Source organism: Streptomyces sp. NPDC059534 (genome assembly GCF_042743475.1).
Classification (GTDB): Bacteria; Actinomycetota; Actinomycetes; order Streptomycetales; family Streptomycetaceae; genus Streptomyces.
The window spans coordinates 1-13,287 of the sequence record NZ_JBHWAQ010000003.1 but is presented as its reverse complement, the minus strand read 5'-3'; the positions used below and the strand labels follow the sequence as shown (position 1 = coordinate 13,287).

The window sequence follows — 13,287 nt, the reverse complement described above, 5'->3', positions numbered from 1 at the left end:
GGCTGGGCTCAACGACTCGCGGGGCGGCTCGACTTGGCTTGACTCGGATCGGCTTACGGGGCGGCGCGGCTCGGCGCAACCGCGTGCGGCGCGAAAGGCGTCCCCGCCCACGGAAGCGGCTGCCGACGTCGTTCACGGGGGTACTCATGGGAAAGACCGTGCCGTACGCCGGGGCGCTGCTCGTGCCCGCCGTCGCCGGAGCACTCCTGTGGCGGTGGGCCGACTGGAGCCTCCGGAGCCCGCACGGCCTCCCGACCGCGCTCGCGGTGGCCGGCGGCCTCGCGCTGACCGCCGTCGCGCTCCTGGCGCACAACGCGCTCTTCCGCGAGGGCGGGAGCATCGCCGCGGCCGTCCTGATCGTCGCGGGCCTCACGGCGGTCTGGGTCGAGGCCCGGGACTCCGCGGTCCGCGGCGCGGTCGCCGACTGCGTCGTGGTCGGCAAGGCCCGGGTGACCCACCACCCCACCTTCGGCGAGGGCGCGCCGGCCGCCAAGACCCTGTACCACCACACGCTGGACTGCGTCGGCGGCTATCCCACCGAGTTCTCCGCCGAAGAACGGATCGCCGAACCGGGCGGCGCGGTCCGGATCGCCTACGACCCCGCCCACCGCATGGACCCCGTCCTCGAAGGTCGGAACAAGGCCCACGGCTCCCCCGTCGTCCCCACCTCCCTGCTCGCGCTCTCGGCGGCGCTTTCGGCGGCCGCGATCGCCCGGGAGGGGCGCGGGGAGGAGTGAGGGGCGAGGCACCGGCTCTCGGCCGGGCGGCCGGGCGGCCTCAGGCCGTCAGGTCGATGAGCCCGGCGGCGGTGGGCCGGAACCCGCATCGCTCGTGGAACCCGGCGAGATGGGGCTCGTAGTCCACGTGCAGCCAGTGCGCGCCGCGCTCGCGGGCGGCCGCGGCGGCGGTACGGACGAGGTCGACGCCGAGCCCACGCCGGCGCTCGTCCGGGTGGACGGTGGTGTCGAGGAGGAAGGCGTGCACGCCTCCGTCGCCGACGACGTTCACGTACCCGACGAGCCGCCCGTCGCGGCGGGCGGTCACCCGGAGCAGGCTGCGGGCCAGCACGGGGCCGAAGTCGGCGTCCCGGTGCCCGGGCCAGGCGGCGTGGAAGAGCGTGTTGAGCTCGTCCCCGGTGAGGGGCCCGTCGACCTCGATCATCCGGCGGACGTCCCCGGCGTGACGCTCAGCGAGGTCAGCGACATCGGGACGGTGCGCAGGGCGATCGAGCCGTACGGGGTACGGAGCCGCAGCCACGGCCCCGAGGCGAACAGGGCGACCGGCGTCCTCTCGGACGCAGGCGGCAGGAAGCCCAGCGACTGGGCGGCGTGCACGGCCCGCAGCGGCAGCCCGGTGGTGCCGAGGGTCCGGGACCAGATGTCCCGGCCGATCCGGTCCCGTTCGGCCGTGGTCCGCCGCTCCTCGGGCAACTCCGCGTCCCGGGCCCGGAACTCGGCGACCGCGGCGGCGACCGCGCCCCGCATCTCGGCGTCGCCCGGCAGTCCCTCGACGGGCCGCCAGCCGCTGCGCGGCGGCAGTACGCCCGCCCAGGGCGGTCCGGTCACCGTGTCCGGGACGACCGCCTTGCCGGCCGACTCCTCGATGCCCTCGAGGAACTCGCCGGCCGAGACGGTGACATCGAGGTCCACTGCGTCGACGAGGAGCGCCGTGCGGATCGCGAGGACCTCGAAGGACGGCGGCCGCCCGAAGACGGCCAGCGCCCCGCCGCCCGCCTGGAGGCGGACGGCGGCGGCCCGGTCGTAACGGACCAGCCGGGTCAGGAAGGCGGCGAGGGCCGCCGCCTCCCTGGCGTCGGCGAAGTGGAGCGGCGCGAGGACGGTCATGCTGCGGCAGTCATCCCGTCGTCCACGTACTCCTGCAGGAAGCTCCGCTCCTCGGCGGTGATCCGCCGAGGACGCTGGGCCTCCAGGTCGAAGGGCACGACGACCGTGGCCGCCCGGACGTACGTGACGTCCGGGTCCTTGATCTCGTACGCGATCGTCAGCGACGCCGCGCCTATCTTCGTGACCCACGACTCGACGGTCACCGGCTCGTGCCGGTGGACCAGCGGCCGCACGTAGTCGATCTCGTGCCGGGCCACGACGGACCCGCCGGAGAACGAGGGGGAACCGTCCCCCGGCGCCAGCCGGAACATGAAGTCGATCCGCGCCTCTTCCAGGTACCGCAGGAAGACGACGTTGTTGACGTGCCCGAAGGCGTCCATGTCCGACCAGCGCAGGGGACAGCTGTAGATGTGGCGCACGATCAGCCTCGGGTCAGCTTCTTGTACGTGGCGCGGTGCGGGCGGGCCGCGTCCGCACCGAGGCGCTCGATCTTGTTCTTCTCGTACGACTCGAAGTTGCCCTCGAACCAGAACCACTTCGACTCACCCTCGTACGCGAGGATGTGCGTCGCCACCCGGTCCAGGAACCAGCGGTCGTGGGAGATGACCACGGCCGCACCCGGGAACTCGAGCAGGGCGTTCTCCAGCGAGGAGAGCGTCTCGACGTCGAGGTCGTTGGTCGGCTCGTCGAGGAGCAGCAGGTTGCCACCCTGCTTGAGGGTGAGCGCCAGGTTCAGACGGTTGCGCTCACCACCGGAGAGCACACCGGCCGGCTTCTGCTGGTCCGGACCCTTGAAGCCGAACGCGGAGACGTACGCCCGCGAGGGCATCTCGACGTGGCCGACGTTGATGTAGTCGAGCTCGTCGGAGACGACCGCCCACAGCGTCTTCTTCGGGTCGATGTTGGCGCGGCTCTGGTCGACGTACGAGATCTTGACGGTCTCGCCGACCTTGACGGTGCCGGAGTCCGGGGTCTCCAGACCCTGGAGCATCTTGAAGAGCGTGGTCTTGCCGGCGCCGTTCGGGCCGATGACGCCGACGATGCCGTTACGGGGCAGCGTGAAGGACAGGTCGTCGATGAGGACCTTGTCGCCGAACGCCTTGGAGAGGTTCTCGACCTCGACGACGATGGAGCCCAGGCGCGGGCCCGGCGGGATCTGGATCTCCTCGAAGTCCAGCTTCCGCATCTTGTCGGCCTCGGCCGCCATCTCCTCGTAGCGCGCGAGACGGGCCTTGGACTTGGCCTGGCGGCCCTTGGCGTTGGAGCGGACCCACTCCAGCTCCTCCTTCAGACGCTTCGCACGCTTGGCGTCCTTCTGGCCCTCGACCTTGAGGCGGGTGGCCTTGGTGTCGAGGTAGGTGGAGTAGTTGCCCTCGTACGGGTGGGCGCGACCGCGGTCGAGCTCGAGGATCCACTCGGCCACGTTGTCGAGGAAGTACCGGTCGTGGGTGACGGCGACGACGGTGCCGGGGTACTTGGCGAGGTGCTGCTCCAGCCACTGCACGGACTCGGCGTCCAGGTGGTTGGTGGGCTCGTCGAGGAGGAGCAGGTCGGGCGCCTCCAGGAGCAGCTTGCAGAGCGCGACGCGGCGCTTCTCGCCACCGGAGAGGTTGGTGACGGGCCAGTCGCCGGGCGGGCAGCCCAGGGCGTCCATGGCCTGCTCCAGCTGCGTGTCGAGGTCCCAGGCGTTGGCGTGGTCCAGGTCCTCCTGGAGCTTGCCCATCTCGTCCATGAGCGCGTCCGAGTAGTCGGTCGCCATGAGCTCCGCGACCTCGTTGAAGCGCTTCAGCTTCCCCATGACCTCGGCGGCGCCGTCCTGCACGTTCTCCAGGACCGTCTTCGACTCGTCCAGCGGCGGCTCCTGCAGGAGCATGCCGACCGTGAAGCCGGGCGACAGGAACGCGTCACCGTTCGACGGCTGCTCCAGGCCCGCCATGATCTTCAGAACGGTGGACTTACCGGCACCGTTCGGGCCGACCACACCGATCTTCGCACCCGGCAGGAAGCTCAGCGTCACGTCATCGAGGATGACCTTGTCGCCGTGCGCCTTGCGCGTCTTGCGCATCGTGTAGATGTACTCAGCCAAGAGAAACCGTCCGGCTAGGAGTGAGTGGGCAGATACACCCCATCTTGCCTGACCGCCACCCCCGGGCGGAAACCGGTGAGGTGGGAGCGGGGGCGCGGAGGGAGGGCGCGGGGGCGGCGTACCGGGTGGTACGGGTGGAATCGGGGCGTGGACGTGCGACGACCCCGGGCCGCGAGTGCGGTCCGGGGTCGGGCGGGGTCACGGGGTGAAGGGCGTGTGACGCGGATCACTCCGTGGGGTGGGCCGCGGTGCCGGGCGCGGGGCCCGGCACCGGGGGCCCGGGGTTACTGGCCGGCGGCCTTCTTCTTGCGGAGGAAGAACACCGCGCCGCCGCCGACCACGACGAGCGCGGCGGCGATGCCGGCGATCATCGGGGTGGCGTTGGAGCTGCCGGTCTCGGCGAGGTCGCCGCCGCCGGTGGTGGAGCCGGTGGTGCCGGCCGTGGTGTCACCGGTGGTGCCGGGGGTGGTCGGCGAGGGCTCGACCGAGGGGGAGGTGGAGGGGGTCTCGGAGGGCTTCGGGCCGGGAGGGGCCGTCTTGCAGTCCAGGACGCCCTCGAAGGTCTCCTCGAAGCCGTTCGGGCCGGTGATGGTGAACTTGTACGCCTCGTCCTCGGCGAGCGGGACCGTGATGGTCTTCGTCTCACCGCCGGCGATGGTGTACGAGGTGCCCTTCAGGTCGAAGGTCCAGTCCTCGTCGCCCGCGTTGGAGGCGACGATCTCCAGGCCGCCCTTGGCGCAGTCCTTGGCGACCGTGACGGCCGGGACGGCACCCTTCTTGGCCCAGGCGGCGGTGGCCTTGGCGGTGACGGTGGAGTCGCTGGAGCCGGCCAGGATCATGGTCTGGCTCTTGCCCTGGACGCTGACGAAGGCGCGGCCGAGCGGGACCTTCGTGGCGGCCTCGGCCTTGACCTCGGCGGTGCCGTCGGCGGTGCCCTTCGGCACGTCGACGAAGACCTCGTCGCCGTCCTTGGCCTTGGTGACGGCCTTGCCGTCCTTGTCGACGACGCCGACGCCGGCCGGGGCGCCCGGGACGATCGAGAGGGTGGCCTCGGCGGCGTTGGTGCCGACCTTGATCGGGCCGAGACGCTCACCGGACTTGCCCGCGACGGAGGACGGGGAGAGGCTGAGGGACGCCTTCGGCTCCTCGACCGTCTTGGCGTTCTCGAGCAGGTAGGAGGTCAGCTTCTGACCCTGCGGGTCGACCGGGGTGGCGTCGACCTTGTCCGAGTAGCGCCAGATCGCGGCCTGCGTGGCGGCGGCGGCGGTCTTCTCGGTCAGACCCTCGACGTGGGTCTTCGCCTCGAGCGCGTCGACCGAGACGTTCGGGTAGGAGTTCTCCAGGATCCAGAGGATCTTGCCCGCGTCGGCGTTGTTGTGGAGGGACGACTGGTCCCAGCCGACCTCCTTGTACTTCTTGCCCTCGCGGGCACCGGTGCGGAAGTCGATGCAGTAGGTCTGAAGGCTGCCGCCGTTCTCGACCTTCATCTCGAAGAGGCCGCCGCGCTCTTCCCAGACCTCGACCTTGTCGTTGATCTTCTCGGTGATCTTCACCTTGTCGGAGATCTTCAGCTGGCCGAGCGTGGCGGTCGCGCCGCCGTTGTCACCAGGGCTCTCCTCGGCCGCAGCCGGTCCCGCGATGCCTATCGCGCCTGCGGCAACGAGGCCGGAGACCAGGGCGGCTGCGGCAAGGCGGCGAGAAGTACCCCGCCCACGAACTGAAAACATTGGATTCCCCTCCGGGCGGGCCGCTCCGCGAACTTTGGTCGATTCACGTGGGGGGAGCGCACGCCAGCAGATTCACAGACTCGATGGGCTCATGTGCCACATGAGTACCCGGGAATCCTAGGGACGCGGAACCCCCGGGTGCCCGGCCATACGGTCAGATAACCATTCCGTCTCGGAATCGTTATCCACGCGGCGAGTTGGTCGACAAATCCCCACGACACATGGTCAAGGGGCGGTTACCAGGCGCGTTGTCAGCTCGTCCGCCGCCACCGCCCACGGGTCCTCCTCCGCGCCCGGAGACCCGCCCGGAGACGCGCCCGGAGGCCCGCCCGGCGAGGCTTCCCGCCCCCGGTCGGAGCGGAGTTCGGGCTCCGGCCGGGCGGCGCGGCGGAAGGCCGCCGTCCCCCGGCTCAGGTCGTGGCCCACGGCGAGCGCGGCGACGTCCACGAACGTCTTGCGCTGCCCGTCGCGCTCGTCCTCACGCACCTTCAGACGGCCGTGCACCACCAGGGGTTCACCGACCGAGACGGAGGCCGCGAGGTTGGCGCCGAGCGAGCGCCAGGCGGACACCGTGTAGAAGCTGGTGGGCCCGTCGGACCAGAGCCCCTGCTCGCGGTCCCAGCGGCGCGCGGTCACCGCGAACCGGAACCTGGCCACCCCTCCGGTCGCCGTGTCCCGGTACTCCACCGCCGTCGCCACGTTCCCGACGAGCGTCACCGTCGTATCGTTCATGGTCCGCCCCGCTCTCCTGTGTCCTGCTGCCGTGTCCTGCCGATGTGTCCTGCTGCTGTCTCCTGCTGCGTCGACACCATGCTGGAGCGGCACGCGAAACCCCGCCGGGGCCTGTGGACGGCCGCACGGCGGGGGACAACTCCCTCACCCCGGAGGGTGAAAGGGGGCGAAACGGAACCGGTCGGGCTACCTCCCCCGGACCCCCGCCCGCGTGGCGCCGAGCCGCGTCGTACCGAAGCGGAGCCCGCCGGCCATCCGGGCCGACGGCCGCGTGCCCACCACGGTCGCGTACTGCTCGCGCACCTCCCGGTAGCGCACCAGCTCCGCCGCCACCGGATCGAGCACCCGGGCCCGGCCGCACGCCGCCGCCGCCTCGCGCAGACGCCGCTCGGCCTCCTGCCCGTACCGCCGGGCCGGCCCCTTCACCGCGCCCTCGCAGGCCCATTCGACGAGCGGACCGCCGACGATGCCGCCGACCATCACGAGGACCGGCGGCAGCAGGCCCGGCGGTACGACGCCGACGATCTGCCCCACCAGCCAGAGCGCGCCGAAGACCTGCAGGAGCGTCATCACCACCTGGGCGAGCACGGCCGCGGGCCACCAGGCGGGCCTCGGCGGGCGGGCGGCCGGGTCGCCCACGGTGACCGTCAGTTCGTCCAGGGCCTCGGGCAACCCCTCCGCCCCGCGTGCCGCCGCCTCGCGCACGGCCTGCGCCCACGGCACCGGAAGCCCCCGCGACGCCTCGTCCGCGACGATCCGCACGGCCTGCTCGACGCGCTGGCGCGCCGTCAGCTCCTCCTCGGCCGGGGAGACGAGGCGCGGATCGGTGAAGCCGTGCGCCCGCATCCGCTCGTACCGGCGGTAGAGCCGCAGCCAGGGCGTGCCGCAGGCGCGGATGGCGCCCCGGCGCCAGACCCGCTCGGCGGCCTCGCCCGCCGCCTGGGCGCCGACGGCGATCGCGAGCCGGTCCGTGAACGCGTCCCGTGCCCGCTCGTCGAGACCGGACCGCCCGTCGGTGACGTACGCCGGGCGCAGCCGGGCGGCGGCCGCGTCGACGTCGGCGGCGAGCCGGCGCTCGGGGGCGGTGCGTTCCTGGACGAACCGGGCGACGAGCTCGCGCAGTTCGGGGACGCCCTCGCCGGTGAGCGCGGAGACGGACAGGACGGTGGCGCCGGGCTCGCCGTGCTCGCCGAGCGCCACGCCGTCCTCGTCGAGGAGGCGGCGCAGGTCGTCGAGGACGAGGTCGGCGGCCTCGGTGCCGAGCCGGTCGATCTGGTTGAGGACGACGAAGGTGACCTCGGCGTGCCCGGCGAGCGGCCTGAGGTAGCGCTCGTGCAGGGCGGCGTCCGCGTACTTCTCCGGGTCGACCACCCAGATGACGGCGTCGACCAGGCCGAGGACCCGGTCGACCTGGTCGCGGTGGGCGGTGACCGCCGAGTCGTGGTCGGGCAGGTCGATGAGGACGAGCCCCTGGAGTTCGGTGTCGGCGGCGCCGCCCGCGAGGGGGCGGCGCCGCAGCCGGCCGGGGACGGCGAGCCGGTCGAGGAGCCCGGCGGAGCCCTCGGACCAGCTGAGCGCGATGGGCGCGGAGGTGGTGGGGCGCCGCAGGCCGGTCTCGGAGACGGGGACGCCGGCGAGGGCGTTGAAGAGCGTCGACTTGCCGCTGCCGGTGGCGCCGGCGATCGCGATCACGGTGTGCCGGGAGGAGAGCCGCTGCCGGGCGGCGGCCTCGTCCAGGACGCGCCCCGCCTCGGCGAGGGCCTCGCTCTCGACCCGCGTACGGGAGAGCCCGACGAGCTCGTGCAGGGCGTCGAGCCGGGTCCGGAGCGGGCCGCCGTAACTTCCGCCGAGCGGCGGCAGCGTGTCCTCCTCCCGTACCTCCTCCGCGGGTTCCCCCTCCTTGGCGGCGGCCCGCTCGGCCGCCCGCCGCGCGATCAGCCCGTCGTCCCAGCTCTCCCGGCCCCGGCCGGGCGCCCCGTCCCGCTCGCGGCCGCGCTCCCGGCCGTCGTCCGCCACGTCCACCACGTCACTTCTCCTTCTGCAGTACGGAGAGCGCGGCGATCAGCTCCGCCTGCGGCTCGGGGGTCACGTCGAGCGATTCGAGGGGGGCGAGGCGCCGGTCGCGCTCGGCGTGCAGGACGCGGTCGACGTACGAGAGGACCAGCTCGCCGCCCTTGTCGCGCAGCCGCAGGGCCGCCTGGGCGCCGAGAAGTTCGGCGAGGCGTTCGCCGGCGGACCGGGTGCGCCGGCCGCCGAGGAGCGAGGCGGCGAGGAGGGCGGCGACGGTGTCGGCCTCCGGCAGGGCGGTGCGGGCGGCGCGGGGGCCGGAGGGGCGCTCGACGTCACGCACCTCCTCCTCGGCCAGCTCTTCGAGTACGCGCCGCCAGCGCCGTACCTCCACCCCGATCCGCTCCCCCGCCTCCCGGTCCCCGCCGGTCCGCGGCGGCCCCAGGGCCTCCGCGGCGGGCTCGCGGCGCCAGAGGTCCCGTACGCGCTCCTCGGCCGCCGAGACCGCGCAGTGCAGGAGGGCGGCGAGGGACTCGGCCAGGGCGTCGAGGAGCTCGTCGGCGGTGCTGTCGCGGGGGTAGCCCCGCCAGCGGGTGCGGGCGTCGCCCGCGAGGACGGCGCCGCGCCCCAGTCGCTGCCGCACCCGCTTCGCCTCCTCCCCGTACGCGCTCTGGACGACGCCGCCGAGACGGACGGCGGCGGCGTACTGCGCGGCGACCGCGCCGGCCAGTTCGGGGAGCCGGGCGTCGAGGGAGTCGATGACCCCGGACGCGGTCCGGTCGGCGGCCTGCTGCCGGGCCGCCGGGTCCTGGGCCCGGTGGGCCAGCCAGCCGCGCAGGGCGGCGACGGCGTTGTCGGGCAGCAGCCCGCTGCCCCCGTCCGCCGACTCGGGCAGCTCGGGGATGGTGAACCGCGGTACGCCCCCGAGGCCGGCCTTGTCGAGCAGCGCCTCGTACTGCCGGGAGACCTCGCCGATGACCTGGTGCGGGACCCGGTCGAGGACGGTGACGAGGGTGGCGTCGTACTCCTTGGCGGTACGCAGCAGGTGCCAGGGCACGGCGTCGGCGTACCGCGACGCCGTCGTCACCATCACCCAGATGTCGGCGGCGCAGATCAACTCGGCGGCCAGGAGCCTGTTCTCGACGACGAGGGAGTCGATGTCGGGCGCGTCGAGCAGCGCCAGCCCCCGGGGCAGCGAGGAGGCCGTCTCCACCCGCAGGGCGTTCTCCCCGGGGGGATCCTCCCCGGCCGGGTGGTCCTCGTCGGCCTGTGGCAGCCAGACGCGCGTCAGCTGCGGGAGGACCCGCATGCCCGCGAACCAGTGGTGATCCTCCGGGTGGCAGACGAGCACGGGCGTCCGCGTCGTGGGCCTCAGCACCCCCGACTCGCTGATCCGCCGCCCGACAAGGGAGTTGACCAGGGTCGACTTGCCCGCCCCGGTCGAGCCGCCGACCACCGCCAGCAGCGGCGCGTCGGGATCCTTCAGCCGCGGCACCAGGTAGTCGTCGAGCTGGGCCAGCAGCTCGGCCCGCGTCTGCCGGGCCCGCGGTGTGTCCGGGAGGGGGAGAGGAAGGCGCACGGCGGCGACACGGTCGCGCAGGGCGGAGAGTGCGTCGATCAGCTGAGGCCGTTCGTCCAAGGTCACCACATGCGAAGAATGCCCAATTTATGAGTGTTTTTGAAGCCTATTACGGCCCTGCGCGCCGAAGAGAAAGGCGGCGACCGGAAGCCCAGGCATAACGAGTGCACAACACCCGCCCCCCGCAGCGAAAAAAGCGCTGCGCGAATCGCACCTGCCTGCGATTATCGTTCCGCTTCACCGAACCTCCACATCGTGCCACGCAGGTGAAGCAACCGGGCCAAGGCGATCGGAGCCCTATCCTTGTCCCGGCAGGCCACACCCCACCCCCAGGGGGCTCCTGGCCACACAGTCACCACCCGGCCCCCGTAGCTCAGTGGATAGAGCAGGTGCCTTCTAAGCACTTGGCCGCAGGTTCGAGTCCTGCCGGGGGCGCACAGCGCGAGACCCTCCTTCGGGAGGGTCTTCTTGCTGGTCGGGGGCGGTTTTCATCGCGAACGGGCGGAGGCACCCCCTCCGGCGAGATGCCCGCCGAGAGCCCGGGGCGGTGGCGGCGGCGTGCGGACGGTCGATGTCGCGAGCCCACCCGTGGGCACAGCTGGTACCTCGCCGGATCTCGGCGGGCGTCATGTCCGACCGACACCTTCCGCGACGGCGGTAAGGTCCTCGACTCCTCGCGGGACGCGACGCAACCGTCGGAGTTCCTGCACGTCGAACCACCGCCTCGCCGCGACCGCGTCCAGTAGCTGATCACCGGCCCCGATCCGAAGCCCGCGGCGCCCCATCGGTCCTTCCGCGAGCCGGCGTACGCACTGGTTCCTCAGTCCTGAGCGGGGATGTCCAGGGCGGTCCCGTACAGGCGGGAGACCCGGATCAGGATCACCACGCGCCGGTCGGGCAGCGACTGCTCGCCGGGGGCCGCCCCGTCGGCCGGGTCCACGATCTCCGCCTCACCCTCCGCCACGGCGAACGACCAGACGTCCGGGCCGTTGACGTGCAGTGAGGCGCGCGGGTCGCGGCGCAACTGGCGGACCTTGAGGCGGTCGGCAGTGGAGGAGACCCGCAGCACGCGCTCCTCGGCGTCCCAGTCGTAGAGGACGGTCGACAGGTGCGGGTGGCCGGTACTCCTGACGCTCGCGAGTACGCCGAACTGCTGCTGACTCAACAGCCGGGAGAGCTCCTGGTCGGTGAGCACGCGGGGGGCCGGTCCGTCGTTCCGGGTGGTGCCGGTGGTGGTCTCGGTGACGGTGCGCTCGCTCATGGGACAGCCTTTCGATGGTCGGGTGCGGTGAGGCGGGCGGGTCGAGGGCGGGTCGGACGGCTGCGGCGCGGGCGGGAGTCGGCGCGTCGGCGGCGGCTCCCGCGCGGCCTGCCGCTCGGGGCGGCGCGGCTCGTCGGTGAGTACTCCGTCGCGGACCTGGCCGATGGGCGCGCCCGCCACCCCGGTGAAGCTGAAGTCGACGGTGCAGGCCGGGAGGAGCCGTCTAGGCGATCATCAGCATCCGTGCGGCGACAGCTCCGAGGGTCGGCCGGCATGAGCGCGGGACGACGGGCGAAGCGGACGGGGGCGCGGAGTCGGATGCGGCAAACATGCGGTCTCTCCTGTCGGTTGACGCAACACGAGAGACCGTAGCAGATGGTTTTGTTGCGGACTATTTTTCTCGGTCTTACTTATGGTTCCGCTTGCCGGCCACGCGGGCGCCGCCTCGGGCACGGTGACGGGCACCCTCGCCGAGGACGCGAACGCCGTCGCGCCGTACAGCGGCCTGCGCGATCAGCCCGCCGCCGCCAGCAGCTGCCACGCCCGAGTGACGACGAGCCGCGTCCACCGGCGGAATGACGGTGGGCGCGGCTCGGTGCCGTCGCTTCGGGTGCGTGGCGGTCAGTTCGGGTACGCGCGGGCGGTGAGGCGGCGTTCGGCCTGCGGGGCGAGGGTGAGGGTGAAGCCGTGGTTGGCGGCGACGGAACGCGTGTGGTCGGCGGAGAGGGAGCCGTGGCGTTCGAGGGTGAGGGCGGGCATGCCCGAGCGGCCGTGGCCGGGGGTGTGGTGGAAGGAGAGGACGGTGGTCGCGGTCGTCGTGTGGTGCGGGTGGCGGCGGCGGGCGGCGGCCTCGTCGTCATGGGCGAGGACTTGGACGTCCGGCTCGTGGCCGAAGTCCGCGATCACGCCGTCGGCGCGCCAGTGCGCCGGCTCGTCGTCGGTGCCGGTCAGGTGGCGGGAGCGGTTCGCCGAGGTGACGGCGAGGAATCCGGTGCCGGTCCGGACCAGCGCCTCGGCGAGGAAGGCGTTGGAGGGGCAGGAGTGGCCGGGGGCGATCACGCGCACGGTCTCGACGCCCTGCCGGACGGCCGTCAGATGGGGAGGGATGTGCGCGGCGGCGGGGCCCCGGAGGCCGAACGGGCCGAGGTGGAGCAGTTCGTCGACGAGGTCCTCGATCTGGCGGCGCGGGAGCTCGGACGGCAGCCGGGTCCAGTCGAAGAGCGAGCCGACGCGCTCGGGGACGGTGGTGACGCCGGTGACCCGGTCGGCCGGGCAGCCCTTCATCCGGTTCACGCGCTCGACGACCTCCCGGTCGGGGCGGGCCGTCAGGGCGTAGGAGGTGCCGAAGCCGTGCGCGACGGCGGCTCCTTCGTCCAGCGCCTCGGCCGCCCTCCGTACGTCCTCGGCCTCGCCCAGGACCAGGCCCCGAGTCGCGATCGTCGACTGTCCGCCCACCGCACACCTCCAGCTGATTTCGTTGACGACCGGGCAACGATCCGGGCCTCCGCCGGTCACCCGGCGGGCCGGGCCGCTCCGCCGGGGCGGTGACGTGCCCCTCCGCCCCCGGGAGGGGGCGTCGCGGAAGCCCCTGCTCCCGTGGCGTGCCCTCTCCGCGCGGGACGACGATCGCAGGGCCCGCTCGTGAACGGGTGGGGTCCGAATAGCGTTCACTCTCAGTTCATTGCAATGAATTCCTTACGTGCTGTTGCGTTATCTTCAGAATCATTGCAATGAAATCTCTGCATTGACCTGCAACGATTAGATTCCTACGCAACGAAGTCGTTGCCAGAGTCTCGAACGCAACGTAGCTTTTCCTTCATCAGAAACGGCGGGCCGACAGAGAGCCCGCCGCAGAAGAAGGAGCACACCGTGCAGAAGTTCGCCACCACCGCCGCCATCGTCACCACCCTCGACATCGCCGCCGGCCACATCCGCCTCATCGCCGCCGACCGCACCGACACCACCGTCGAGATCCGCCCGGCCGACGCCTCCAAGAGCCGCGACGTCAAGGCCGCCGAACAGGTCGAGGTCGACTTCACCGACGGCGTCCT

Annotated in this window: 11 protein-coding genes, 1 tRNA gene and 1 pseudogene; 3 read left to right on the top strand and 10 right to left on the bottom strand. The window is 72.6% G+C overall.

The window, feature by feature from the left end:
• Nucleotides 1-146: 146 nt before the first annotated feature.
• On the top strand, nucleotides 147-737 hold the full coding sequence (locus ACFVZH_RS04350) for a hypothetical protein (RefSeq protein ID WP_384892970.1): 591 nt from the start codon (nucleotides 147-149) through the stop codon (nucleotides 735-737).
• A 40-nt stretch (nucleotides 738-777) separates the two neighbouring features.
• Here ACFVZH_RS04350 and ACFVZH_RS04345 read toward each other — a convergent pair whose 3' ends face one another.
• The 8 genes from ACFVZH_RS04345 to ACFVZH_RS04310 form a co-directional block, all read right to left on the bottom strand.
• Entirely contained in the window at nucleotides 778-1,161 is a 384-nt protein-coding gene (locus tag ACFVZH_RS04345; protein WP_384892967.1) for a GNAT family N-acetyltransferase, read from the bottom strand.
• The gene (locus tag ACFVZH_RS04340; RefSeq protein ID WP_384892964.1) at nucleotides 1,158-1,844 is read right to left on the bottom strand and encodes a hypothetical protein; all 687 of its coding nucleotides are present in this window, start codon (nucleotides 1,842-1,844) and stop codon (nucleotides 1,158-1,160) included. The genes ACFVZH_RS04345 and ACFVZH_RS04340 overlap by 4 nt, the downstream gene beginning before the upstream one ends.
• The gene (locus ACFVZH_RS04335; protein WP_384893637.1) at nucleotides 1,841-2,266 is read right to left on the bottom strand and encodes an acyl-CoA thioesterase; all 426 of its coding nucleotides are present in this window, start codon (nucleotides 2,264-2,266) and stop codon (nucleotides 1,841-1,843) included. Before ACFVZH_RS04335 ends, ACFVZH_RS04340 begins: the two co-directional genes overlap by 4 nt.
• Nucleotides 2,266-3,930 (bottom strand): energy-dependent translational throttle protein EttA, encoded by a 1,665-nt coding sequence (ettA, locus tag ACFVZH_RS04330; RefSeq protein WP_384892961.1) that lies wholly within the window; start codon nucleotides 3,928-3,930, stop codon nucleotides 2,266-2,268. Before ettA ends, ACFVZH_RS04335 begins: the two co-directional genes overlap by 1 nt.
• A gap of 284 nt (nucleotides 3,931-4,214) precedes the next feature.
• Nucleotides 4,215-5,657, bottom strand: a complete 1,443-nt coding sequence (locus ACFVZH_RS04325; RefSeq protein WP_384892959.1) for a Cys-Gln thioester bond-forming surface protein — start codon at nucleotides 5,655-5,657, stop codon at nucleotides 4,215-4,217.
• Nucleotides 5,658-5,882: 225 nt separating this feature from the next.
• Nucleotides 5,883-6,389 carry a single-stranded DNA-binding protein gene (locus ACFVZH_RS04320; protein ID WP_384892956.1) on the bottom strand — a complete coding sequence of 169 codons (507 nt, stop codon included), beginning with the start codon at nucleotides 6,387-6,389 and terminating at the stop codon, nucleotides 5,883-5,885.
• A 186-nt stretch (nucleotides 6,390-6,575) separates the two neighbouring features.
• The gene (locus tag ACFVZH_RS04315; protein ID WP_384892953.1) at nucleotides 6,576-8,414 is read right to left on the bottom strand and encodes a GTPase; all 1,839 of its coding nucleotides are present in this window, start codon (nucleotides 8,412-8,414) and stop codon (nucleotides 6,576-6,578) included.
• 1 nt (nucleotide 8,415) lies between these two features.
• The gene (locus ACFVZH_RS04310) at nucleotides 8,416-10,035 is read right to left on the bottom strand and encodes a dynamin family protein (RefSeq protein WP_384892950.1); all 1,620 of its coding nucleotides are present in this window, start codon (nucleotides 10,033-10,035) and stop codon (nucleotides 8,416-8,418) included.
• A 302-nt stretch (nucleotides 10,036-10,337) separates the two neighbouring features.
• Here ACFVZH_RS04310 and ACFVZH_RS04305 point away from each other — a divergent pair.
• Nucleotides 10,338-10,410, top strand: a tRNA-Arg gene (locus tag ACFVZH_RS04305).
• A 385-nt stretch (nucleotides 10,411-10,795) separates the two neighbouring features.
• Here the strand turns inward: ACFVZH_RS04305 and ACFVZH_RS04300 are convergent.
• Both ACFVZH_RS04300 and ACFVZH_RS04295 read right to left on the bottom strand, forming a co-directional pair.
• Nucleotides 10,796-11,236: a pyridoxamine 5'-phosphate oxidase family protein gene (locus ACFVZH_RS04300; RefSeq protein ID WP_384892947.1), complete on the bottom strand. Its 441-nt coding sequence runs from the start codon at nucleotides 11,234-11,236 to the stop codon at nucleotides 10,796-10,798.
• 621 nt (nucleotides 11,237-11,857) lie between these two features.
• On the bottom strand, nucleotides 11,858-12,691 hold the full coding sequence (locus ACFVZH_RS04295) for an L-threonylcarbamoyladenylate synthase (RefSeq protein WP_384892944.1): 834 nt from the start codon (nucleotides 12,689-12,691) through the stop codon (nucleotides 11,858-11,860).
• Between the two features lie 414 nt (nucleotides 12,692-13,105).
• Here ACFVZH_RS04295 and ACFVZH_RS04290 point away from each other — a divergent pair.
• Nucleotides 13,106-13,287 (top strand): annotated as a pseudogene (locus ACFVZH_RS04290) (hypothetical protein); the annotation flags it as partial.

Bases quoted from the DNA above. Each gene is read 5' to 3' on its own strand.
- ACFVZH_RS04345 (WP_384892967.1), bottom strand. From the start codon at position 1,161: ATGATCGAGGTCGACGGGCCCCTCACCGGGGACGAGCTCAACACGCTC.
- ACFVZH_RS04340 (WP_384892964.1), bottom strand. From the start codon at position 1,844: ATGACCGTCCTCGCGCCGCTCCACTTCGCCGACGCCAGGGAGGCGGCG.
- ACFVZH_RS04350 (WP_384892970.1), top strand. From the start codon at position 147: ATGGGAAAGACCGTGCCGTACGCCGGGGCGCTGCTCGTGCCCGCCGTC.
- ACFVZH_RS04320 (WP_384892956.1), bottom strand. From the start codon at position 6,389: ATGAACGATACGACGGTGACGCTCGTCGGGAACGTGGCGACGGCGGTG.
- ACFVZH_RS04325 (WP_384892959.1), bottom strand. From the start codon at position 5,657: ATGTTTTCAGTTCGTGGGCGGGGTACTTCTCGCCGCCTTGCCGCAGCC.
- ACFVZH_RS04300 (WP_384892947.1), bottom strand. From the start codon at position 11,236: ATGAGCGAGCGCACCGTCACCGAGACCACCACCGGCACCACCCGGAAC.